This is a genomic window from Mycoavidus sp. B2-EB (assembly GCF_014218255.1).
Lineage (GTDB): Bacteria > Pseudomonadota > Gammaproteobacteria > Burkholderiales > Burkholderiaceae > Mycoavidus.
This window is the reverse complement of record NZ_AP021872.1, coordinates 327,577-353,725: the sequence shown is the minus strand read 5'-3', so window position 1 is coordinate 353,725 and position 26,149 is coordinate 327,577. Positions and strand designations below refer to the sequence as shown.

The window sequence follows — 26,149 nt, the reverse complement described above, 5'->3', positions numbered from 1 at the left end:
ATGTTGCTGATGATCGACAATTATGATTCCTTTACCTACAATCTCGTGCAATATTTCAGTGAGTTAGGCGCAGAAGTGCTCACGGTGCGCAATGATGAAATCACGCTTGCCGAAATCGCTGCTTTGCAGCCTAATTATCTCTGTCTTTCGCCCGGCCCAAGCGATCCACAACACGCAGGCATCACGCTTGCCGCACTGCGCGAATTTACAGGCAAACTACCCATTCTTGGCGTTTGCCTCGGGCATCAAGCCATTGGCGCGGCCTTCGGTGGCCAGGTCGTACGCGCCCAAACCATCATGCACGGCAAAATCAGCGAGATTGAAACCGATGGCCAAGGCGTCTTTACGCATTTACCCAGATCCTTTAAGGTGACGCGCTACCATTCTCTTGCCTTAGAGCGGACCACCTTGCCCGCTTGTTTAGAGATCACAGCGACCACAGCAGACGGAGAAATTATGGGTATTCGACATAAAACGCTGCCCCTAGAAGGCGTACAGTTTCATCCTGAATCAATTTTGACGGAACATGGACACGCCCTCTTAAAAAATTTCTTGGAAAGCGCTACAACGCACTAATTGATCATGTGTATTACCCCACAAGAAGCCCTGCAACGCACGATTGAACACCGCGAAATCTTCCACGATGAGATGTTGCATCTAATGCGCTTGATTATGCGTGGCGAAGTTTCGCCTTTGATGACCGCTGCCATTTTAGCCGGCCTGCGCACCAAAAAAGAAACGATTGGCGAAATCACCGCAGCAGCAATGGTCATGCGAGAATTCGCCGCCCATGTTGAAATCGCTGACTCCACCCATTTTGTTGATATTGTAGGAACCGGCGGCGACGGCTTACACACTTTTAATATTTCTACCGCAGCCATGTTTGTGGTCGCCGCTGCTGGCGCGAAAGTCGCCAAACACGGCAATCGCAGCGTTTCAAGCAAATCTGGCAGCGCGGATGTGCTCGAAGCGCTTGGCGTCAATCTCTCGCTGAAGCCAGACCAAGTCGCGGCTTGTATTGCTGAAACCGGCATGGGCTTTATGTACGCACCCAACCACCACCCTGCCATGAGCAAAGTTGCGCAACTGCGCCGTGAAATGAAGGTACGCACAATCTTCAATATTCTAGGCCCACTCACCAATCCAGCCCATGCCCCGAATCAGTTAATGGGCGTCTTTCATCCGGATTTAGTAGGGATCCAAGTTAGAGTCATGCAACGCCTTGGCGCACAACATGTATTGGTGGTTTGCGGACGCGACAATATGGATGAAATCTCATTATGCGCGCCCACTTTAGTAGGCGAGTTATACAACGGGTCTATCCGCGAGTACGAAATCCAGCCCGAGGAATTCGGTTTACAGCTAGCCTCAAGCCAAGCGCTTAAGGTGACTGATATTGAATCATCAAAGGCCATGTTGCTTGCTGCACTCGACAATAAACCCGGCGCGGCTCGCAACATCGTGATCTTGAACGCGGGTGCCGCGCTTTATACCGCGAATATAACGTCCTCAATGAGTGCGGGGATTGACCTTGCGCGCGAAACGCTGGTCAGCGGCGCCGCGCGGACAAAGGTTACCGAACTGGTCCGTTACACTCAGCAATTTAAATCTTAAGAATAATGCATAACATCCTGCAACAAATCGTTGCCACCAAACGCCAAGAAGTCGCACTAGCAAAGAGCCAAACTCCAATTGCCAGTCTACGTGCTAAAGTGCAAATAATGGATGCGCCGCGCGCTTTTATCAAAGCGCTGCAGCAGCGACATACCGCCGGTGAAGCGGCGGTGATTGCCGAAATTAAGCACGCAAGTCCTTCCAAAGGTGTCTTGCGCGAGCCATTTGACCCAGCCGATATCGCTTCCCTTTATGCCCAGCACGGCGCTGCTTGCCTCTCTGTACTCACCGATCCATTATTTTTCCAAGGTAGCGCCGCGGATCTGCAAGCCGCACGCAACGCCTGTGCTTTGCCCGTTTTACGCAAAGATTTCATGATTGATGCTTATCAATTATATGAAACACGCGCATTAGGCGCAGACTGTATTTTGCTGATCGCCGCCATACTTGAGACCCATCAAATGCAAGATCTTGAAGCGTTGGCCGAGGAGTTAGGACTTGCCGTACTAGTTGAAGTACATGATCCTGAAGAGCTCGACTGCGCGCTTACGCTCAACACCCCATTAATTGGGATTAACAACCGTAATCTGCGCACTTTTGAAGTCACGCTCGATACTACGCTCAATATGCGGGCTCATATTCCAGCCGATAAAATCGTGGTCGCGGAGTCAGGCATTACATCCTCTGCTGATGTAGGCCGCCTACGCGCGGCCGATGTGCAGACCTTCCTTACCGGTGAAGTATTCATGCGCGCACCCAATCCCGGGCACGCCCTTAAACAGTTATTTTTTTAAGACGGGCTGACTTCTAAACTTTATTCTATGAACGTCAAACTTGAAACCGGATTAGCGGCCCAATTTGCTGCACTGCCACCTGCCTGGCACGCTTACCTGGCGCCCTTTATCGCCAGCTCAAGCTATCCAGCACTATGTCGTTTTGTGGATGGCGAACGCGCACAAGGCAAGACGATTTATCCAAACGATGTGTTTCATGCATTAAATTTGACCACACCCGCCGAGGTAAAAGTAGTCATCATCGGCCAAGACCCCTATCACGGTGAAGAACACGGCATTCCTCAGGCGCATGGACTCGCATTTTCAGTACTGCCCGGCGTCCGCTCCCCTCCATCATTACGCAATATTTTTAAGGAAATTAAAGCTAACTTTGGCCACCCAATACCCTTACATGGTTGCCTAGAGAGTTGGGCACGCCAAGGCGTACTCTTATTAAATACCGTTTTAACCGTAGAACGTGGCCACGCGGGCAGCCATGCAAAACAAGGATGGGAAGCCTGTACTAATATTCTGATCCAACAGCTCGCTGCTCAGCATGAGAATTTAATTTTCTTACTTTGGGGCGCACACGCACAAACCAAACGCACACTGCTAGATCCAAGCAAACATAAAATCCTCGAGGCCCCTCATCCATCGCCACTCTCTGCTCATCGAGGTTTTCTCGGCTGCCAGCATTTTAAGCTTGCCAACGAATATTTAGTCAATACTCAGCGGCCGGCAATCAATTGGCAGCTGCCCACAACGGCAGATTTGTCCCAAACCGCGGCATCAGCTTGAGCCCTTGGAACGCCCGCTTCTATTAAGCGTTTAGAACATTTTAAATGTATCCAATATTGCCATTACCATCACCCAACTCCTTAGTTCTTCCAAATTGCGCGCCTGCGCCATTTTTTTACCTCTCATAATAATCTGATTGGTTTAATTATTAACCATAATCGGGTGATATGCAAGCAATTTAAGTACGCTTATCCAGATAACCATGCAGCACGCAATTTGCATGCCTCACTGCGTGACTCCGAAGCATGTAACCGGTAACTCGCAACCTCTGGCGGATCCAGCGTGAGCTGCACGCAACGCAATTCATCACGCCGAAAAATATGGACCTCAAATTGATCAGCTGTTTGATAGCGTGCCAGTAGCGCATCGAGATTACGGCCACCTACGCGCAAGCCATCAAGCGCCACTAACTTATCCCCGGCGGATAAGCCAGCTCGTTGCGCCGCCCCCCCCTCATAGACAACCTCAACCCACCCCCCTTCGCGCACGCGCATGCCAATTGAAGGCAAGTTATTGGCCGTATCAGCCTCAAGCGTTACTTCGAATGGCTCGAATAGCTCTGCGAGGGGCAAATCATTGGTGCCATACACCGCTTCCTGATACAACTCTGAGAGATCAACACCCGTGGCTTCATGTAATAAAGCCTCAACTTCATCGTCCGCAATGCCCACCGGTTTGTGCTGATAAAAATCGCTGCCATAGCGCTGCCATAGCAACCGCATCACATCATCCAACGATCGAGTAGATTCAGTCTGGGCTCGGATGGCAAGATCAAAAGCCAATGCAATCAACGCCCCTTTTTGGTAGTAACTTACAATTGCATTGGATGCATTCTCGTCTTGCATATAATATTTAGTCCAAGCATCGAATGAGCTCTCTGCCACGCTTTGCTTAAACCGACCACTACCGCGCAATACTCTTGCCAATGTTTTACCGAGCAGCGCAAAATAATCCTGCAGGGTGATGAGCCCACTGCGCACCAGCATCAGATCATCATAATAAGAAGTGAAGCCTTCAAATAACCAGAGTAATGTCGTGTAATTTTCATGTGCCAGATCATAGGGTGCAAATGTAGCCGGCTTGATCCGTTTAACATTCCAACTATGAAAATATTCGTGACTACACAAACTCAGGTAAGTGCGATACCCCTCTGTTATCTTGCCTAGCACGCACCCGCTAGCGGGCAAATCACTACGCTTACAAATCAAAGCGGATGAGGCGCGATGCTCAAGGCCGCCGAACCCGTCTGTTAGCGCCATGGTCATAAACACATAGCGCTTAAATGGCGCACATTTTGTTTCTGGTTCAAAAAACCCGATCTGGGTTTCGCAGATACGCTTCAAATCTTGCGTTAAACGCGCCAAATCCAGCGCTGGAACTCTTCCTGCAATCACCACTTCATGCGCTACCTGATGCGCGTTAAAACACGCCAGCGCAAACTCACCCAACATGACGGGATGATCGATCAATTCATCGTAGTTAGCTGCGCTATACTCACCAAAACCATGGCGGCGGGTGGCGGCAGCTTCAGTCAATGCAGTCGCCACCCGCCAATTTTGATACATTGCGCCAAATGGCGGTTTTATCTCAACCTGACAAGGCGCAGCTTGCTGGCCAAGCACAGCAAAAAAAACACTGGTGCCATTAAAAAAACCCATTGTGTCGTCAAGATAAGCAGCACGTACCGACATCTCCCACGCATACACCTCATAAGTCAGGATCAACGCCCCTTTCAACGGCGCTGCTTGCCAGTTATGCTTATCTATTTTTTGCAGCGGAACCTGGCGTCCGGTGGCGACCGAATGTGCCTTTACTCTCACGATATGGCGCGCGAATTCACGCACCTTATAACTGCCCGGAATCCACACAGGCAGCATAAAACGTTGCCCGGCTGGGTCAGGGTCAAACACCGTGAGCGTCACTTCAAAAAGATGTGCGGCGGGATGCTTAGGAATAATCGTATAGTGAATTGGTTTCATAAACCCAGTGCAGAAGCAACCAATTTACGCTTAATAAAAGATTGCTGGTTCAGTAACGTCAGGCCTGCATTGCGGATTCCGCGCACAAACCCACCTTGCCATGAAAAAAGCCGATGCAAGCCATCTGTTGCGAGTGACAATTTCTGAATGTCCTCGCGCCGAGAACGCTCATAACGTCGTAGTAGCATCATGTCGCCCAAATCCCGCAATGGCTCTTTGCCCGCGAGAACCTGAGCTAATTCCGCCACATCACGTAAACCAAGATTCATCCCCTGACCCGCCAGAGGATGAATCAAATGCGCAGCATCCCCGACTAACGCAACCCGCGGCGCGATCAAGCGTGCAACCTTTTGCAAACTGAGCGGAAAGCTTTGTCTTTGAGACACACATTTAAGCGCACTAAACCGATTTCCGACAACCGCTTCAAGCTCCGCCGCGAAAGCCATTTCATCCAGTGCCAGCAAGGCTTGCGCATGCTGCTCATGCGCCGACCATACAAGCGATGCATGATTTTCCGGCAAGGGCAATAAAGCCATAATTTCACCTTTATGAAACCATTGATAGGCCGTTTCACGGTGAGGCTGCTCAAGCTTAAAGTTAGCCACGATACCCATTTGCTGATAATCGCGCCGCTCAAGTTTCACCCCCATTTGAGTACGCACCCACGACTGGGCCCCATCCGCGCCAACCACCAGCTGAGTTTTCAGCACTTGGCCATCATCCAATTCAAGCAAAGCTCGTTCAGACAAAACGGATAAGTCATGCGCGCGCCTATCTAGCCAAACCAAATTCGGCTGAAACCGTAGCGCCACATCCAATGCCGACTCAAGCAACGAGGCATCAATAATCCATGCCAACTGCGGCACATGCGCCTGAAAAGCGGAAAAGTGCAATTCGGCCAACGCATCACCATAGATGCGCATATCATAGACCGGAGTTAAGCATGCAGGATCAAGGGCCTGCCAGATCCGTAATTGCTCAAATAAGACTTGAGCACTTGCAGAAAGCGCATACACACGGGAATTCAAAGCCGTCTGCACCCTCACTGTCGGAGCAAGCAAAGCCACCCGCAACCCCAATTGCGCACATGCAAGAGCTGCGGTTTTGCCAACCAGCCCTCCCCCCACTACAACTATCTGAAAACTTTGAGATTCGATCATCCTGCTATTATAGCCATCCATTTTATTTATTCTTATTGCTGGCCCGTAAAACCAGCCTTATCTCTGAAAGGATGTCATGAGTCTCAAATGCGGCATCGTTGGTCTGCCTAACGTTGGCAAATCAACTCTTTTTAACGCCCTGACCAAAGCCGGCATTGCCGCTGAAAACTACCCATTTTGCACAATCGAAGCCAACGTGGGAATCGTCGAAGTACCCGATGAACGCCTGGCTGCTCTCGCCAATATTGTCAAACCAGAGCGTACCGTACCAGCGATTGTTGAATTTGTGGATATTGCAGGCTTAGTTGCAGGTGCCTCAAAGGGTGAAGGACTCGGCAATAAATTTCTCGCTAATATTCGTGAGACCGACGCTATCGCCCATGTTGTGCGCTGCTTTGATGACCCGAATGTGGTGCATGTGGCCGGTCAAATTAATCCCCTAGCGGATATTGAAGTGATTAATACTGAGCTTGCGCTAGCAGACTTAGGCACAGTTGAAAAAGCGTTATCACGTTATTCAAAAGCGGCAAAATCAGGGAGCGATAAGGAAGCCGCAAAATATGTCTCTTTGCTCGAGAAAGTGCAAAAACAGCTAGATGCCGTAAAACCTGTGCGCGCACTTGATTTATCGGACGATGAACACGTCTTACTCAAAACCTTATGCCTAATCACAGCCAAACCAACGATGTATATCGCCAATGTGAAAGAGGATGGCTTTGCTCACAATCCCTTGTTTGACATGGTCAAACACCATGCGGAATCAGAAAAAGCGCCCGTCGTTGCCGTATGTGCGGCAATTGAAGCAGAAATTTCTGAGCTACCTGACGAAGATAAAACCCTCTTCTTAGCCGATATGGGAATGGATGAACCAGGACTCAACCGCGTGATTCGCGCAGGCTTCAAACTACTTGGATTACAAACCTATTTCACAGCAGGCGTTAAAGAGGTACGTGCTTGGACCATTCGTATAGGGGATACCGCACCTCAAGCAGCCGGAGTGATCCACACTGATTTTGAGCGCGGATTCATTCGGGCGCAAACGATCTCGTTTAGCGATTTCATTGCGTATAAGGGCGAGCAAGGCGCAAAAGAAGCGGGCAAAATGCGCGCTGAAGGGAAAGATTACAAGGTGCAGGATGGGGATGTAATGAATTTTTTGTTTAATGTTTAGCAAGCATATTGACTTAAATTGTTAAGATATGCGGCTGCTTTGAAAGCCCCGGCAAAGGGACTCAAAGCAGCCGCATTAGAGTGATATTAAGACTAAAGCCTGATTATCAAAATAATTTAAAAAAGGTTTTCTTTGGAAACTTACTAGAGAGATTCTGCATTAGCCCGGTCAAGACAGACCAATTTTGATAGGCCAATAAATACCTATCATTATAGGCCGGGGAATTTCTCAAACCACAAAATGTATCTCCCGTGCTCTCATCCCACATAAAGTTCCAATAACTCTTCCCAGAGCTTAATATATTTTCCAATTTATCATAAGCCTCGCTCCTAGACACAATTCGTTCGATATATTCATCCAATATCTTTGGATCCATATTATTTCCGCTCTTTTTTAATGACGAGAGGAAATCAGACAATTCATCTATTTCATAATTGCCATCTCCTTTGCTTAAGAAATCTTTACGCTTCAAAATCTTTGTGTCTTTCTTAAGACTAGCAGCAACTTTCTTGAGGCCCGGATTTTCCTTTGAATAACCTTTGAGCAAACGTAAATTACCAGCTAGAATCCTATAATTAGAACTAACCTCATTAATAGCCTTAGATGCATTGCAACGCATCTTTGGAGATGATTTCCTATACCAGTGGCTTACTTTTTGCGAGTCTTTTATAAATCTTTGCATCTCTTGGGGCGGTGCCACCGCGCCATCCAGCTCGCACAAGATACGCAATGGATACTTCCAATTTTTATGTTCCTGCCAAAGACTCGCCACTACATTCTGACGTAAATCATAGTATTTCTTTGATGTGCAAAAAAAAGAGTTGTGCTTTTCTAGATTGCGGAAAAGTTTCTGTACTTTGCTCTTACAGGCGTGCTTTATAGTATATTGCCCTGGATAGCTTATTAATTTCAGGCCTGACCGCCAATCTTTATATTCATTTTTACTCAACATCAAATCACTTACCTTCCCAACAAAATCATCTCGAGGCAACTCACTCTTTTCATTAAAAGCACACATATTAATTCTGGCTATAAAAGAATCAACTCCATCCCTTAGATCTTTTTTTAAAAAATCATTACTAAATGGCCTTCTTGAGCTAAGTTCATTTATCCTCTTACCAAATTCATCAAGCGCATGTTCAATAAAAATTTGGCTACCCCCTTTATTTATCTCATCCTGCAATGAATTTATAGTATCATGGATGAAAAAAATCTCCTCATTCAATTTATTACAACCTTCAAGAGAATTCAATCTATTTCTCAAAAATCCTAGCAAATCTTCAGATTTTACGTATTTATTTGACTGCCTCTCCTGCTCTAATATCCGATATACATTTACCAAAAAATTAATCTCACTGCCATTTGAAAAATCAGTGGAAATCTCATTTTCCTCAGGGTGTAAATTATTAGTCAACACTTGCCTTACATTATGCCTTCCAGTTAGATGCCTTCTCCGCATCGAGTTTAAATCACTCTGGTTTGAGTTATAACTAGCAATAGGTAGTAAGGAATAAGGCTGATTCTGTGTTTGGCCAGAAATATAAGGCACCGAATCATCCGCCGCACCTGAATATGGGGGTAGTTGAGTGAGGTTATCACCCAAGTAAGGTAATCTTGTATTCGGCAGCATCAAGCTCTCCTTCCTAAAAAATCATAACTTAAGTTTTATTTTTATAAAGGCCGAACCGAAATAAGAAATCTTCTACAAAAAAACGAAGCCATCAGATAATAAGTGCGTTCTTTTGTATAGAATTTGCACCTCTGAGACGTAATTTTGGCAAAAACAGCGAAGGAAATATTGAATTTGGAGCGATCATCGGCCCCAAGAAAAAATAGGGCCTACTGATTGGATGATGATAGCCCATCGCTATGGTCGCTGGATGCCCCCAGCAGATGAGGAGGCAGGGGGGAAAAGCCGTCGCACTTTTTGCTAAAAAATGTTGGCTCAAGGGAATCTAGATTCTTTATAGAAACTGTTCAATAGCGATTCCCTTAAAACGGGTAGGTTGGCAGCGGAACGCGTTGCGGAACATACCCATCATGCAGTAAATTCCAGTCGATATCCGCCCCTTCCACCCAATAGGCAGCAATTTGCGAGAGATTTTTTTCCGCCACATTATGCTGCGGGATTTCTATTTTGGGCTGCCCGCCTATCCGTGCCCTGTCTCTTTTGGTTAATTGATCTATTGCGCCTACAAAAATCGCTCTGCCTTGTTCAACTGACGACTTAACCTTTTTTTGCTGCGCTGCAAAGTTTAAGGCATTCAATAAGCTCTCCTGATTCTGGACTACTGCAGCCCAGCGTAAAGGCATAGCTTCTCGACCCAATTGCAGCGTATACGCCATATTTTGTAACGAAAATTGCGCTTGCTTCTGCACAAATTGCTTTAACTGTTCGATCAAAACTTGTAAATTTTCAGTAGACCTAGCTGATAAAACAATCAACTGCTCGCTAGCAGCACAATCAATTCCCTGGACTGCCTGAAAACCTAGGTTTTCTTCAAAACCATGCTCTTCAATAATCACACCGGCATAAAAATCTCCATAACCCATCGAATTAATCATTGCTCTACGAGGTACCTCGTGCCTAGCTCCATTGATGTGAATATGGGGGCTTTGCCATGCTTGCGCTTCTCGCAATAGATAGAATGGAGAGTGCTCCCACGCCAAATCGGAACGCAAAGGGCCAACCTGGAGCATCGGCGCTAATTGTCTATGCTGCATCTGCAGCAGCACTTTAATCACCTGCAAAATACCTGAGGCTGCACCGGCATGGCCAATAGTAGGTTTCAATGATCCTAGTGCACAGAACTGCTTATCTTGAGTAAATTCACGAAAAGCATTTTCCGTTGCAAATACTTCAAGTGCATCTGCAATTGCAAATCCTGGCGCAAATGTTTCGACATAGCTGATGGTTCGAGGGTCAACACCCGCTTTAACAATATTTTCCTTAATTGAATTCGAGATGATGTCAGGAGTCGACATGTTTGATAGGCCAATATTGCCGACATTGTTGACAATCGTTGATTTTATAACGCCTAAAATAGTGTCTTTATCCTGCAGCGCTTTAGACAAACGTTTTAGCAAAACAACTCCAGCGCCATCGCCATATAACGGCCCATCACTGTCAGCTGCAAAACTTCGACTACCCCGGTGGCTGCCTAGAACATCAAGCTGGCAAGAATGCTGATATAACTCTGGACACATCAACAAAATCCCACCAGCAATCGCTGCATCACATTCGCCGCGTGCCAAACCAGTGCAAGCCAGATGAAGCGCTGTCATGGAAGCAGCGCTATAGGTATCTACAACAATACTGGGCCCGCAGAACTCGAATAAGTGGGACAGCATGCCAGCCACCCCACCCATCGTATGAACTGCCGCACTTTTAAGCATATTGGCCTGGGTAAGAAGAGGCATCATACCCACATAAACACCTACTCGAGATTGGCATACTTTGTTCAATTCAATGCTGGTGTAGCCCGCTGATTCAAGCAGCGTCCATACCATCTGCACAAACAACTTCTGCTCATCCGTCCAGTTAGCACAATTAGATTGTGTCTTGAACGCTGCTGAGAAAAACTCCGTATTGAAAAGCGTACTTAACTCCCGAATAAACCCGCCCCATTTGTTGTAGCTACAACCTTGGGACAGAGCTATTTGCTTGTCCTCAATATAAAATCCATCCAGCGACCAGCGATCTACTGGAATCTCAGTAATACAGTCACGCCCTGTGATTAAGTTATCCCAATATTCTTCTAAATTGCTTGCTTGTGGGAAATAACCGCTCAATCCGATCACCGCGATAGGTTCGGTAGCGCTATTTGCTAGCATTGGAGCTGTAAAGTTCCGCTCTTGGTGCTGAGGGATGGGCTGAGGAACCCTGTCGCTAGTCTCATCCGTTGCCGGCGTCACCTCAAACAGGGTGGCTAACGCTGCCTGGTCTGGCTAGCTTGGTGATCGTTGAGTATTTGAGAAAGATGGCTGGATTCAATGACAAATCGTATTTCTGGTTCAATGCACTGCTGAATCTCGTCAGCATAATTGAGTCAAGACCGAAGTCATTAAACGGTATTTCCCTCCCCAGTTCATCATGCGCAATATTCAGTTGCTCCGATATTAAGCCAGTCAATACATCTTCTATCTGGAGCAAGCGCTCGTCAGTCGCGGCTTGGCTTATCTTAGTGGATCCTGTTTCGTTCAGAGTGCCCAGGGGCGTTGTACTGGGGCGCGGCTGACTTAATTCCGGTTCGTGCATAGGTGGATACAGCTGAGTTTCTGGTTCGGTTCGCCGCTCCGTTTGCCGCACCCAATACCGCTCCTTGGCAAAGGGATAGGTCGGAAGTCTGATCCGATTCGGCTTCGTTCCACCATTTAAGTGTGCCCACTCCACCTCTAGCCCCTGCACCCATAGTTCTGCCAATTTGCTGAGCTTGCCGTTTGCCATCCACACTTGGATCATCTTTTGCAAATCTTCGTCAGCTAGAAATGTCACATTTCGGTTGCACTCACCTCGATAAATGTCCTCCGCCACCTCACCACACACATAGTGTGATAATTGCTCCCGCACAGCATCAACAGACTCAGCAACCAGCGCTAAGCGTACCCCCAGCGGCTCGCGTCCCACCTGAAGCGTATACGCCAGATCTACCAGATTGACCTCAGTCTGGCACTTTAGGTATGCCACTAGCTGTCCTGCCTGCTCCTTTAGCTGCTCCTCGCTTCTGGCTGACATGACCACGAGCACTGGTCCAGTGAATATCGTAGGTGCTTTTTGGCCCTTTACATATTCTTCAACGATGACATGTGCATTTGAGCCACCGGCACCGAACGAACTCACCCCAGCTCGACGCGGCAACGGCCGTCCTTGACGATCCCGCAAGGCTTCCCATCGCTGCGTTTGCTGGACCACGTAAAAAGGACTGTGCTCCAAAGCAAGCAGTGGATTCACTTCATCACAATGCAAGCTTTTGACTAGAATCTGGTGTTGCAATTGCAGCAGCACCTTGATCAGGCCCACTACGCCCGAAGCCTGCTCTAAGTGGCCAATATTGCTCTTCACCGTCCCCAAACCGCAATACCCAGCGGGTGAGTCTGGAGCTAACTCTGCAAACGCGCTCTTCAGGCCCTGTATCTCAATCGGATCTCCTAATGGGGTGCCTGTGCCATGCGCCTCGATATAGCCGATTGTCTCCGGTTCCACCTTTGCTTGCTGCAATGCCATTTTAACCAGATCAGCCTGCGCACGTGGATTCGGCGCCGTCAGCGAGTGTGCACGCCCACCGTGATTGGTCGCACTACCTTTAATCAAGCCATAAATATGATCGCCATCGCGTTCAGCTGCCGAGAGGGGTTTGAGAAACACCATACCCATCCCTTCTCCGCGCACATAACCATCCGCTTGCGCGGAAAAAGTCTTGCAGCGTCCACTTTTGCTCAGCATTCCCGCTTGTATATAACTTTCGTGTACCTCTCTCGACAACAGCGTATTGACCCCACCCGCCACCGCTTGCTCACACTGCCCGCTACGGAGCAACTCGAGCGCCCGGTGCACCGCCACCAGTGAGCTGGAGCACGCGGTATCAATCGCTTCACTCGGCCCATGCCAGTTCAGCCAATAGCTCACCCGGTTCGGTCCCATCGCACCAGATAGCCCCCCTGCACTGTACCCAGTCACAGCCTCACCCGCCTGCACCAGCAAATCTCCATACCCACTACCCGTAGTGGCTCCTACCAACAGTGCCGTAGTACTGCCCGACAGACTGCGCACCGAGTAGCCTGCATCCTCAAGTACACGATACACATATAGCATCAGCAGCCGCTGCTGTGGGTCCATCGCTTGTGCTTCACGCGGCGAGATACCAAAAAACAGTGGATCAAATTGATCTATATTCTCAATCACCCCCGCATGGCCAATCGTCGGTGTCCACTTATAGTTCCAACGACTAAGCGGCAGCACGCTGATGCTGTCACGCTCTGCCAATAGATTTGCCCACAAAGCATCGATATCCTCAGCCTGAGGAAAGCATCCACTCATGCCGATGACAGCGATCGGCTCGCCCGTGACCGGCTTACCCTCATTTGCACTATATCTCAGGGTTGCGGCTGCCAAACGCCCTCTCTGATGCCGAGCAGCAGGGGGAAGCGGTGACGCAACGGCACTGCCATTTGGACGAATGGGTTCTGTCATCGTTGCGGCGAACGCAGGTGCTAGCACCGCGTGGTGTTCCCGCGCAAGATAACCCGCTAGCGCTGCAATCGTCGAATACTCAAAAAATAGGGGTGGGCTTAAAGCCAAGCTATATTTTTGGTTCAGCGTGTTGCTAAGCCCAGCTAGCGTGATCGAGTCAAAACCAAATTGGCTAAGCGGTGCATCTCGATCTAGTACTTCACGCGCCACCTTCAGATAAGTAGAGATTATCCCTGCCAAGGCATGCTCTATCTGGGGCTGCAACTCACCTGCCGTACTCAGGTTCTTAGAAACCACTGTCTCTCGTGGTAAATATTGCTCGCTCACCTCTGGCATTGGGACCATCTGGCACACCATACCATCGCTGACTGCCACCACAATCTGCTGGCCTAGCCCATGCGCTATGTAGGCTGGGAAGGCGATGTCTCTAAAGCCCTCAGCTGCCAGCACCTGTCGCCACATCGATGGCGTCAACCCGGGGCTACCCTCCATGCGCAGCGCCTTATCCTTAGCTAACCACCAACCGTCCAATAGCCCGAACGTCAAGTGGATAAACAGGCCGGTGTTGGTTAGTTCGTTGAGCAGCAGCAAACCATTCCCCTTAAGCAGCGTTTTGGCATGATGCACGGTGTGGCAGATATCACGCGTCGCATGTAGGACATTGGCTGCGACCACCACGTCGTAATGCCCTCGCGCAAAATCCTGTGCCATCGGATCACGCTCAATATCGAGTCGCTGTGTGCGCAAATATGGCGCTTGCGACGCATAATGCTGTTGCGCATGGAGCAGAAACGCCACTGACATATCTGTATAGCAATACTCTTCAATCTGCGCTGCATACGGCATCAGTTGTGCAAACAATGCTGTACTGGTGCCGCCTGTGCCCGCACCAATCTCGAGTATGCGCAGTCTAGCTTGTGGCTCTGCTTGCAAACGTGCTTGCACATATGCGATAAGCCGTTCGGCGAGTATCGCGTTGAAGTAGTCCGCTACTGGATGATTGCGATACACACCCTCCACCCGATCTAGCCGTCCTTGTGGAAACAGAACCTCAGTTGCCGCTAACTCACCGCGCAGTACCCCAGGCAAAGCCCGCAATGTGGCATCCACCAACTCCACCCGGATCCGCTGCGCAGGCTTGTCTTGCACGGCTGCGCGATAGGCTTCCCATTTCGCCCATAATTGCGCGGCCTCTTCTGCTGTGGGTGCTTGTGTAAGCAGTCCGTGTATCTCTAGCAAACGTAAACTGTGTGCGTGCCACTGTGCATAATGCTCTAATGGACAGGTCTCTGCTGTGAGCCATCCGATTGCAGCCAACTGCATTCGTAATAACGGTGCGAGCTGTGCTTCAATATCCGCGCTATCTTGCATCGCGTCCACCGGCTGCGTAACCGGCGCTGCTTGCGACAACTTCACAGCGGGTGCCGCGGGCACCGTTGCTACCGTTTCGGACCCACCAACCTTAAAGATATTTTTTTCTTCTATGGCCTCCCGTGCCAGGGCCGGCATTAATTCGCCCGGCTCCAGCACAGCAAATGATGGTGGAGTTGAGTCAAGAGCAGTCACTGTGCCATCCACTGCCTGATGCTGAGACCGTGTGCTCAAACCACTTAAACGTAGCGCTACTCGTCCACTGGCATCAACAATATCGACATCAAATTTACGCAGTGCTGCGCCGTCTCTGACACTTGGACTCGGATGCACCACCGCCCAAGCGGTCGTCGGTATTTCGCCCCACTGCTTTACGCGCGCCACTGAGAACAGTAATGCTACGGTTTCGCCTACTGTGGCCTGAGTCAATCCGACGCTTGCCTGCAGCGCTCCATCTAGCAGATTCGGCGCCCATAGATATCCAACTGGCGCCTCTGCAGCTAAGCGCAAAGTGCCTATCGCGAGGTGATGCCCCATGCTCAATTCGTTTAAAACCTGGAAGCTCGGACCAAAATTTAACCCCTGTTGCGCAAACCGTGCATAACATTCTTCTCCTGCCAGGCTCTGCTCACATTGCCCTTGCAGCGCCTCCAGATCGACCCACGGCGCCTCGCCCACTTCGACTTCGGTTAACTGTAACTCGGCCCAGCCTTGGCTATACACGGCTACCTCGTCCCCATTGTTAGCCGTGTAGATCTCAAAACCAATACGACCATCTTCCTGTGCTTCAAGACCAATATGCACCTCGCGCGCCTGCGCAACGACGAGTGGGCGCAGCCACGTTACCTCTTCTAACATGACGACTTGCCCCGCCGCACTAGGACTGGCTAAAGCCACTGCTGCGCGCGCCCACTCAAGTTGTACCGCTCCAGGCACGACCCGTTCGCCTTGAACCACATGATCGCGCAGAAAGAATTCCTCGCCGGTAAGCGTTGTGCTAAAACGCTGCTCGCTCAAATCAGACGTGTTTCTGTGTACCAGCGGATGCAGCTGGCATTCTGGTCCGCCCTGCGCGACCATTCGCGGTACCCAGTACCGTTCCTTAGCAAAGGGGTATGTTGGAAGGCTAATTCGCTGCGGCTTTATTTGATCAAATAACTGCGTCCATGGCAGATCATAGCCTTGGCAATACAAATCGGCGATAACCGCAAGCGACTCTTGCGCGTCTTCGACTACTGTCGCCTTGTTATATTCCTCCAAGCACTGTTTACCTAGACGCACAAGCACTGATTGTGCGTCTTGTACCGTTTTGATATGGTTAACCGTTACCCCAATCGCTTTGCCTTGTGTTAGCCATTGCTGCAACCGTTCCATCACTTGCGCACTATTTTGCGCTATACACCCCAGCCGATGATCACAGTGGTGCCGCCCCATCCATAAGGTATGGCTCATCGCTTCTATCTCAGGCATTTCTTGCTGACAGTGTGCGACCAGTTGTTCAGCCTGACGGCGTAACTGCTCTGGCGTACGCGCCGATAGCACAATCAAATAGCTTGGTCTGGAAGACTCCTGCGCAATACGAGCCGGCACCTCACCAATCACTGCATGAGCATTGGTGCCGCTAAGGCTAAACGAACTTACCGCCGCTCGTCGTTCTGTACCGGCACCGGTCTCCCATGCTTTAAGCTCGGTATTGATGTAGAACGGACTATGCTCAAAATCAATATGCGGATTACCTTGCACAAAGTGGAGGGAGGGCGGAATCTGTCGATGCTGTAAAGCCAGCAATATCTTGAGTACGCCAGCAATCCCTGCTGCTGCGACTGTGTGTCCGAGATTACTTTTGATCGAACCAAGCCCCAAGGTAGGCGAGCGTGATTCACCCTGATTAAACGCCTGCGTGAGGGCACGGAATTCAATGGGATCACCCAGCACAGTTCCTGTACCATGCGCCTCTACCCATTGAATCGTTTTCGGGTCAATCTGAAAGCTCTGCTGCACGTCACGCTCTAAGCGCTCCTGCGAAATCGCGCTCGGTGCCGTAATGCCATTGGTGGCGCCATCTTGATTGGTCCCTGAACCCAAAATCACGCCATAGATATGGTCTCCATCCGTTTGCGCTTGCGATAAACGTTTGAGCACTACCACGCCCACGCCCTCGCTCGGCACAAAACCATCAGCCCGGGCATCAAAGGTGTAACAATGTCCTGTAGGTGAGAGCATCCCCGCTCGATTAGCGAGCACATAAAAACTCTCGGTGCTCTGGACAAACACACCTCCGGCCAATGCCAATTCAACCTCACCCGTACGCAAACTTTGGCAGGCTTGGTGTAATGCCACCAGCGAACTCGAACATGCCGTATCAATGGCGAGCGCGGGTCCTTGCAAATTTAGATGGTAGGCAATGCGCGCCGGAGTCACCGAATTCGCATTGCCCCAAAGCGCCTGTGGCGGCGCAGCAGCATCGACAAGATTCTGATAATCCCCGGCAGAGCACCCTACATAGACACCGCAACGTTGACCCGCAATACCGGCTCCCGCATAACCCGCATCCTCCAGCGCCCGCCACGCTTCCTCCAAGAACAGACGTTGTTGTGGGTCCATATAAGTCGCTTCTAACCCTGAGATGTTAAAAAATAGGGGGTCGAAGCAATCAATATCACGCAAAAAGCCGCCCCGTTTGCAATAGGGTGGACTCGTAGGTGAGTAGTGACGCGACAAGTCCCAGCGCGACACCTCCTCGGTCAAATCTTCGCCTTTCGCCAGCGCAGCCCATAACGCCTGTAGGTTATTTGCACGGGCAAAACGCCCACTCATCCCGATCACCGCAATCGGTTCCCAAGGCATCGACGCCTTAGAACCCGCTAATGCAGAGGGTTGCCCATCTTGACGGCGGGCCCCATCTAACTTCCGAAATTTAGCTGGCGCAGATGGATTTTGCATGACGGAAGTCAAAGTGAGTTTCAGCCGCTCCCAATGTGCAGAAATAATATGTGAGGACAATTGCTCGATCGTCGCGTAGTCAAATAGCACCGTAGTCGGCAGCGTCAACCCCAACTGCGTATTGATTGCATTGACCAGCGCTACCCCAGTGATAGAGTCCACGCCGTACTCTGCAAAAGCACGGTTTTGTACCAGCTTCTCCGCATCCACTTTGAGCGTCTTGGCGACGCCCTCACAGATACAACGACGTACGTGTAATGCCAGCTGCTGTTCAATGGTTTGGGGTATCTGGATCTCGGAAGGCAATTGACGTGGCGTCTGCAGGGCAGAGACAGTTTGTAGCGCCACCTCATCAGAACTCGCTGGACTGATCTGCGATTCGCCCCGTCGCCGCTGATGCACTATGCCATCGCTAAAAGCTGAAACAACCTGCTGGCTGAACCCATGCGCCGCCTCGGCAGGAAAAGTAATCGCTTTAAACCCTTCGGCTGTCAGTACCTGCTTCCACATAGACGGCTTCAGCCCTGGTGTGCCTGTGTTGCGCAATACACTATCTTCAGCCAGCCACCAGCCATCCAATAGCCCGAATGTCAAATGAAAAAAAAGACCCGTGTCGGTCAATTCGTTGAGTAGCAGTAAACCATTGCCCTTAAGCAAGGCCTTGACATGGCGTAGCGTACAGCGGATATCGTGCGTAGCATGTAACACGTTGGCCGCCACCACTACATCGTAATGCCCCAGTGCAAAATCCTGCTCGATCGGATCGCGCTCAATGTCAAGTCGCTGTGTTTGCAAATACGGTGCCTGTGACGCGTAATGCTGTTGCGCATGCAACAGAAACGCGGGTGACACATCTGTATAACAGTAAGCTTCAATCTGCGACATATAGGGCGACAGTTGAGCAAACAATGCCGCACTGGTGCCCCCTGTACCCGCGCCGATCTCCAAGATACGAAGTCTTGTCTGAGGATCCTCTTGCAAGCGTGCCTGCACATACGTGATAAGCCGCTCTGTGAGTACCGCATTGAAGTAGTCTGCTACTGGATGACCGCAATACACCCCTTCTACCTGATCTAACTGCCCTTGCGGAAACAATACCTCGGTTGCTGCTCGTTCGCCGCGTAGCACCGTGGGCAATGTCCGTAACATGGCATTCACCAATTGGACTTGGGCTCGTAGCGCAGGGTTATCTTGTGCAGCTGCACAATACGCGATCCATTTGGCCCACAACTGAGCGGGTTCTTCCGTGGGTATCTGCGCAAGTAGTCCGTGTGCTTCTAACAAACGTAGGCTGTGCGCATGCCACTGCGCGTAACGCTCTGAGGGATATGCCTCTGCTCCAAGCCAGCCCATTGCTGCTAACTGTGTGTGCAGTAATGGGGCAAGCTGTTTATCAAGATTCGTCAGATCCTGGGCTGCCTCTTGCGGCAATGCGACTGTCTCAACCGGTGGTAACACTACAGCCGGCGTGGCCAATACCACCGTTACCGTCTCTTGCGCAATCTTCAACGCGCCAGCCGCTGCCGCTTGCGTTGTTTTCACGAATATCAATTGCTCTATCGGATGGGCCAGCAGTTGTTCCAATGCCGCCATTGCTTCGGGTGGTTCAATCGAGTCGAGACCCATCTGCGCCATGCGCTCACGGTAGGAGGCCGAGGCCACCGCCCCCACACTGCCCCAATAGCCCCAGTGCATGATCTTTACTGGGTACTTCCATCCCTCGTGCTGATTACGCAATGCTTGCGCAAAAGCGTCGGTATAACAACATCCCGCCACATAATTGCTTTGCCCTGGCGGCTTAATAAAGCTTAACAACGACGAGAAGAACAACAAGAAGTCCAGTTCCTCTTGGCCAAATATCTCTGTCAAATGCAAGGTACTCGCCGCCTTGGCTAACCAGGCCGCTTCAAAGCTTGCCTCATCCATCTGCGCCAGGCTCTGGTCGGCCAACACGATCGCCGCATGCACCACACCATGGATCTCGCCGAAACGTTGGCGAATTGCGGTATGCGCTAGTACCAGAGCCTCCCGCTCGGTTGCATCCGCCTGCAAGTAGAGCGGTGTCGGCCCGAATGCGCCAAGCCGTGCGCGTTGTTGTGCAATCGATGCATCTTCGGTGCGCCGGCCTAACCAAACCACTTGGGCCTGGTAATGCCGAATTAAATATTCGCTTAAGGCTATCCCTAAACCACCTGCTCCGCCCAGTATCACGTACACCCCACCCATACGGTAAGGTGAATCCATAACTGCAGGCAAGGCGCATGGAGCCAGTCTTTGCTGGTACCACTGCCCGTGCCGGTACGCTCGTGCCTCGCCCTGACTATTGGAGGGTAGCCTTAGCAGGCTCGCTAATGCGATGTCCTCGTCAGCCGGCACATCGAGCAGCCGGATCCGCCAATGCGCATACTCTTTGGCCAATGAGCCAATCAATCCATGCACACTGGCTGCCGTGGCATCGACCTCCTCTCCTGACCACACCGTCTGCGCCTGCCGCGTTACCACCGTCAAGCCCAAGGAACGTGAGCCGTAACCCAGCGCCAGCAGTGCTTTAATCAATCTGAATCCCAGTTGCGTTGCCAATGCATTAGCTGACGGCACCCACCACACAAGATGATCAAACTGAGAATCACTGCGTAAGCGATCCGTTAGCGCTTCTAAACTCTCTGCTCCTGTTAGGTCGATCTGTTGCGCCTGTGGGTAATGTAAGAACCAGGCGGATCGCGAGGCATCGGGAGAGCCCATCAGTGCGACTCGCTGTTGAGGAAGCGGCCAGGCTTCTTCTTTTTCCTCTATCACTTCCCATACCGGCGCTAGGATTAACTCGCCTACCCAGTCTGACTCCGGCAGAGTATGTTGTGCTGGGGGAGGTACAGTAGCCACGTCATCAACGGCTTTATGCGCGGGCCGTGCGCCAAAGCCAGTTAAACATAGTACGACCCGTCCAGTGGCATCGACAATGTCGATGTCGAATTTACGCATTGCCGTACTGTCACCCATGCTCGGACGGACTACCGCCCAGGCAGTCGTTGGTATTTCCCCCCACTGCCTTACCTGCGCCACCGTGAATGGCAATACTAGATGTACGCTGTTCTCATACATCAGCCCCAGGCTCGTCTGGAGCGCTCCATCCAGCAAATTCGGTATCCATTCGTATCCAACGAGCGCTTCACCAGTAGCATTCAATGCGCCCACTGCTAGGTTATTGCCTAACCATAATTCATTTAAAACCTGGAAGCTCGGGCCGAAAGTCAACCCCGATTGGGCACAGCGCGCATAAAATGCCTCGCCCGCTAAAGTTTTTTCACACGGCTCTCGCACCGCCTCTAAATCTACCCATCGCGCCTCATCGATCTCAGCCAGCTGAGCCCAACCCTGGCTGTACACAACTGTCTCGCCGCCCCTCTCACTGTAGATTTCGAAACCGATACGGCCGTCCTCCTGTAGTTCCAGCGCGATATGCACTTCTTGCGGTTGCGTGATCACAAGTGGGCATGACCATGTTACCTCTTGCAGCACAACCGATAGCTCTTCCGCCGCGCCATGACCATCACTTGCCAACACTACTGCGGCACGTGCCCACTCCAGCTGTACTACGCCAGGCACGACTCGCTCGCCTCGCACCACATGATCACTCAGGAAAAACTCTTGGCCCGTAAGTATCGTGCTAAAACGCTCCTTACTCAAAGACGACGTGTTGCGGTGGACTAATGGATGCAACTGATGCTCTGAGTTGCCCCGCACCGTCACTGCTGGCACCCAGTACCGTTCCTTCGCGAATGGATAGGTTGGGAGGCTTATCCGCTTAGGCTTCGCTGCGCCATACAATCGCCCCCACTCCACAGCTAATCCTTGCACCCACAACTGGGCCAGTTTGCCAAGTTTGCCCTTGGCAGCCCACATTGCGAACACTTGCTGCAAATCCTCATCGGCCCCGAATATCGTGAGCATCGCTTGAGCGCGTTTGGCTTCACCCTGGTAGATATCCTCAGCCGCCTCGCCTCGCACATAGCGTAGTAACTGTTTTTTCAGTCCATCGACGGTACTCACCGCCAGGGCCAATCTGGCCTCCAGCGCTTCGCGCCCCACCTGAAGCGTATATGCCAAATCAGCCAGGTTCACTTCATCATGACATTCTAAGTACGCCAACAAATGCTGCGCCTGCTCTCGCAGCCGCTCCTCATTTTTGGCCGATAGCACCACTATTTGCGGGCCACTCACTTCTGTCGGCACCCTCTTAGGTGCAAGATATTCCCCAACGATGACATGCGCATTGGTTCCGCTAAAGCCAAATGAGCTGACTCCTGCCCGTTTAAGCCCCGCTGGCCACGCTTGGGTTTGCGCTACCACCTGCACCGGCAAGCGTTCCCAAGGAATATGCGGATTCGGTGTTTCAAAGTGCAACTGCTCTGGAATCACCCCATGCTGTATCGACAATACGGTCTTGATGAGCCCAGCAATGCCAGCCGCAGCTTCTAAATGACCCATCACGCTTTTGAGTGAGCCGAGCAACAGAGGTTGATCGGATGGCCGCCCAGCCCCAAGCACTTGAGCAGCAGCCATCACCTCGATGGGGTCGCCCAGTTTGGTGCCGGTACCATGCGCCTCCAGGTAGCTTATTTCTTTGGACTCCACCTTTGCCTGGGCTAACGCTGCTTCGATCACCGCCTGCTGCGCCAACTGGCTCGGCGCAGTTAAGCCGCTGCTACTGCCATCTTGATTAATCGCACTGCCCAGAATAACTGCGATGATCGGATCCCCGTCAGCCTGCGCATCGGATAAGCGCTTCAAGATCACCGCCGCGCAACCCTCTCCTCGCACATATCCATTCGCTGAGGCATCAAACGTTCTGCACCGACCATCAGGGGAGAGCATGCCTGCTTGTTCGTATGCCAGGAACCGCTTCTCGTCAAGCAACAAATTGACTCCGGCAGCCAAGGCCAAATTGCATTCTCCACCTAATAAACTGCGGCATGCCGTGTGCACCGCGACCAGCGATGAGCTGCACGCAGTATCAATACTGAGTGCGGGACCCTGCCAATCGAAGAAATACGACAGCCGACCTGCTGCCACCGAACATGCGTTACCGGTAGCAAAGTGTGCATTGATATCCGCTTTGCGCCCATTCGACGCAATTACGTCTTCATAGTCACCGCCCATCATGCCTACGAAAACGCCACTGCGCGTCCCGCGCAGCATCGCTGGTGCAATTGCAGCAGATTCCAGCGCTTCCCAAGCGACCTCTAACAAAAAACGTTGCTGTGGATCCAGTAATTCCGCCTCGCGGGGAGAGATACGAAAAAATTCTGCATCAAAGGAATCTACATCTTTTAGAAAACCTCCCTGCCAACGACATGGCTCTGCTCGATTCGTCCACAGTAAGCGCCGGTTGGCCGGCAACGCACCTACGGCATCCTGAGCCTCAAGTAGTTTTTGCCAAAACTGCGCTGGATTGTTCGCACCACCCGGTAAATGGCACGCCATACCGATGATCGCAATGGCTTCCTCCGAGTTTGTCAATTCGTGTGATGGGCAATGATTTGGCAATGCAGGGATAGCAGAGGTTGGGGTTACCTCTAACACGGGTGTTGTGGTTGCCCGTGGCATCGACCGGGAAGTGGCCTGGGTCATAAAATACCCGGTAATTGCCTCGGGCGTTCCGTAGCTAAACAAGAAAGTTGCCGTTAACGACTCACCCATACGAGCACTCAACAGCAGCCGCAACTCCAGCAATTCCAGTGAACTTAGGCCCATCTCCATCAGCGGCACTTGAAGGCCATAGGCTGCAGCCCGTTGACGGCCCAGTACCTGCATAATCGTGTTGCGCACAGCAGGCTCAATTTGATCCGCGACCGGCGCAGAGCACTCAGATACAGGTGGCTGGACTTCGGTTTCAGCAGTCGTTGCTGCCCCAGCGCGCAACGTATACTCAATTAAAATTCCAGCGCCCTGATTGTCTCTATCCTCCGGCCTAAATCCCGGTAATACTTTACGCACTACCGCACCATGCGAAGCATGGAAATGCAGCATGGGATCTTTGAATTGACCAAGCCCATCGCGTAACTGGGTATACTGATCGAAACTGTATATTGCCTTATGCTGGATAAAGTTAGCGCAGCGCGTCACGCCTATCACGGCATCCACCCCCTCCAGCGTGGCTGCATAGACCAGCATCAAATCAATCAGCGCATCGCTAAACCCTCGCCCTTGCATATCGGGGGCGACAAACAATCCCAACAGTTGTACATAACGACCTTCTGGCCGGTGTAATCTCGCTAACTCAGCATGGCAGCTCGTGCACAATGCTTCAGGAGAATCGATGCGCTGGGTATACAGTGCCGCTACAATCTGTCCCTCGAACTCAAGCACCATCTGTCCTTGCGCAAAGTCACGCACACGCCGCTTTATTTCGGCTGCCGGGGTGCGCCGCGCACTGGGCTGGCTTATTCGATCAAGTTGCTTAAGCCGACGAAGATCAGCTAATCGGGGATGGCGGACCGTATATGGCTGGGGCAGCAGGCGATGTAGAGAAATGCGAGTAAAGTCTAGCCTCTTTGGAATTGCTTGCGATGTGCGTAGCTCAGGAAACAGACCGGCCTCAGCCGCTGCCATTAAAAAAACTGAGGCTTCGACCAGTTGCTGCCCAGAGAACGCGTGAAAGGCATCATAATAGGCACTCTCCGTCATGTTTCCCACGCATCTGACCGTCTTTGGCTGCAGGCAATGCACCTCAAGTAGGAGCAGTCCAAAGCGGGAGACTGCCGTACGCCAGCGGCGCAGATGCTCAACCAGGCCCTGCACTGCATAGGCAGGTTTAATTTCACTGCCATCACGAGCCACATAAACACCGCTGTAATTCAATCCTTCGCGTCGCTGCGCCCCAGTCTTGTCTTCAACCGGTAAAAACGGACGATCATGGTCCAAAAAGGAACGCACATGCAGAATGTTTTTTGGATCGGTGATCCCTGCAGTAGCCAAATCAACCATCAGCTGCTTTGGATTTGCAATATCCCCCTGCACCAACAAATGTGGCAAGCCAGTCAGCGTTCTGCCAGTGGCTTCAAGTGACAACGTGTTGTAGTCCACTCCGATCAGTGTGAGTGGATATTCCGCCAGCACCCGCCCCCGTGCTGTACGGGTTTTAACGAGCTCGTAGATCCGCTGCAGCAAACTCCCATCACCGCATCCCATATCCGCGACATAACGTGGTTGCGCTTCTAAAGGAGATTGATCAAAAATACGTAGGATGAGTGTGTCTAGCTCGGCAAAATGGCTTTGATGTTGCACGCCACTGGCCATCACGTTCAAGGTACGATCGATATGTAATTCATGTCCTTGCTCATTCGTACTGAAGATTGTCTGCGCTTCACCGAATAGCAAATCTTCAATATGACTGAACATCGGTCTGTAAGACACTATCGTACCCAAAGCGCCACTACCCGCCAGCAAGGCTCGGCCACTTAACGTTAGCCGAAAGTCAGTCGCCTCAACCTGCGCCCAGCCCCGCTGGATGAATAAGGTTTGTATAGCCTGCAACGCAATCGCTGAGATAGCGCCTGATTGCTTCTGTTCCAGTACATCGCTGCCCAATGTGTATAGCTGTGCCAACAATGGCGCCAATAAAGCGCCGTCTAGCAAACTCACCACCCTTGGCTCAACGCTGGCCCAACCAGCACAACAGCGCTCCAGCCAACGTAGCAGGCACTCAGACGGCTCAGACTTATCGGTTGCTAACGCTTGCGCCACCGATAATTGCACCAACTCATCCAAATCACTCGGCAGCTGTTGCGCCAAACGAGCATCTGCAGCTGCAAGATATCGGTCCTGCTCAATCCATTCCACCCAACCTGTTTCATATAAGAGCCGAAGGGCTGCATGCAGATGCCCCGAGTTACCTTGAAAGCGTGATACAAGCTTCTTAAGCGTAAGCGGTCGCCCTGACATCGCATCGAAAACCCCATATCGCGCAAAGGCACTTACCACAGGTGCCACTACCCATCCATTCGCCAACCCGTTAATGATATCTAACATGATAACTACCTATTAGAATTACAATAGAGTCACGGTATCACACTAATCCTAGGGGCATACTAAAAGCAATGGCCCAAAGGAAATACCCCATAAGCGCTAATATAAAAAGGGATTAAATCGAT

General features: G+C 51.1%; 10 protein-coding genes. 5 read left to right on the top strand and 5 right to left on the bottom strand.

All coding sequences use genetic code 11. The features are described from left to right. The 4 genes from MPB2EB_RS01600 to MPB2EB_RS01585 are packed head-to-tail and all read left to right on the top strand — an operon-like array spanning nucleotide 1 to nucleotide 3,185. Nucleotides 1–576 (top strand): aminodeoxychorismate/anthranilate synthase component II, encoded by a 576-nt coding sequence (locus tag MPB2EB_RS01600; RefSeq protein ID WP_185182142.1) that lies wholly within the window; start codon nucleotides 1–3, stop codon nucleotides 574–576. A gap of 6 nt (nucleotides 577–582) precedes the next feature. Beyond that, complete coding sequence (gene trpD / locus MPB2EB_RS01595) at nucleotides 583–1,614, top strand: anthranilate phosphoribosyltransferase (RefSeq protein ID WP_185182141.1); 1,032 nt, start codon at nucleotides 583–585, stop codon at nucleotides 1,612–1,614. Nucleotides 1,615–1,619: 5 nt separating this feature from the next. Then, the gene (gene trpC, locus MPB2EB_RS01590; RefSeq protein WP_185182140.1) at nucleotides 1,620–2,408 is read left to right on the top strand and encodes an indole-3-glycerol phosphate synthase TrpC; all 789 of its coding nucleotides are present in this window, start codon (nucleotides 1,620–1,622) and stop codon (nucleotides 2,406–2,408) included. A 27-nt stretch (nucleotides 2,409–2,435) separates the two neighbouring features. Continuing rightward, nucleotides 2,436–3,185 carry a uracil-DNA glycosylase gene (locus MPB2EB_RS01585; RefSeq protein ID WP_185182139.1) on the top strand — a complete coding sequence of 250 codons (750 nt, stop codon included), beginning with the start codon at nucleotides 2,436–2,438 and terminating at the stop codon, nucleotides 3,183–3,185. Nucleotides 3,186–3,373: 188 nt separating this feature from the next. On the opposite strand, the gene MPB2EB_RS01580 is transcribed toward MPB2EB_RS01585, so the two are convergent. After that, complete coding sequence (locus tag MPB2EB_RS01580) at nucleotides 3,374–5,164, bottom strand: M61 family metallopeptidase (RefSeq protein WP_185182138.1); 1,791 nt, start codon at nucleotides 5,162–5,164, stop codon at nucleotides 3,374–3,376. Continuing rightward, nucleotides 5,161–6,324, bottom strand: coding sequence for a UbiH/UbiF family hydroxylase (locus MPB2EB_RS01575; RefSeq protein ID WP_185182137.1), 1,164 nt, complete (start codon nucleotides 6,322–6,324; stop codon nucleotides 5,161–5,163). The genes MPB2EB_RS01580 and MPB2EB_RS01575 overlap by 4 nt, the downstream gene beginning before the upstream one ends. A gap of 76 nt (nucleotides 6,325–6,400) precedes the next feature. On the opposite strand from MPB2EB_RS01575, the gene ychF reads away from it, so the two are divergent. Then, nucleotides 6,401–7,495, top strand: coding sequence for a redox-regulated ATPase YchF (gene ychF / locus MPB2EB_RS01570; protein WP_185182136.1), 1,095 nt, complete (start codon nucleotides 6,401–6,403; stop codon nucleotides 7,493–7,495). Nucleotides 7,496–7,601: 106 nt separating this feature from the next. Here ychF and MPB2EB_RS01565 read toward each other — a convergent pair whose 3' ends face one another. The 3 genes from MPB2EB_RS01565 to MPB2EB_RS01555 form a co-directional block, all read right to left on the bottom strand. After that, the gene (locus MPB2EB_RS01565; RefSeq protein ID WP_185182135.1) at nucleotides 7,602–9,125 is read right to left on the bottom strand and encodes a hypothetical protein; all 1,524 of its coding nucleotides are present in this window, start codon (nucleotides 9,123–9,125) and stop codon (nucleotides 7,602–7,604) included. Between the two features lie 362 nt (nucleotides 9,126–9,487). Continuing rightward, a complete protein-coding gene (locus MPB2EB_RS01560) occupies nucleotides 9,488–11,410 on the bottom strand; it encodes a type I polyketide synthase (RefSeq protein ID WP_185182134.1) in 1,923 nt (640 codons plus the stop codon). Between the two features lies 1 nt (nucleotide 11,411). Further along, nucleotides 11,412–26,027 carry an SDR family NAD(P)-dependent oxidoreductase gene (locus MPB2EB_RS01555; RefSeq protein ID WP_185182133.1) on the bottom strand — a complete coding sequence of 4,872 codons (14,616 nt, stop codon included), beginning with the start codon at nucleotides 26,025–26,027 and terminating at the stop codon, nucleotides 11,412–11,414. Nucleotides 26,028–26,149: the final 122 nt, after the last annotated feature.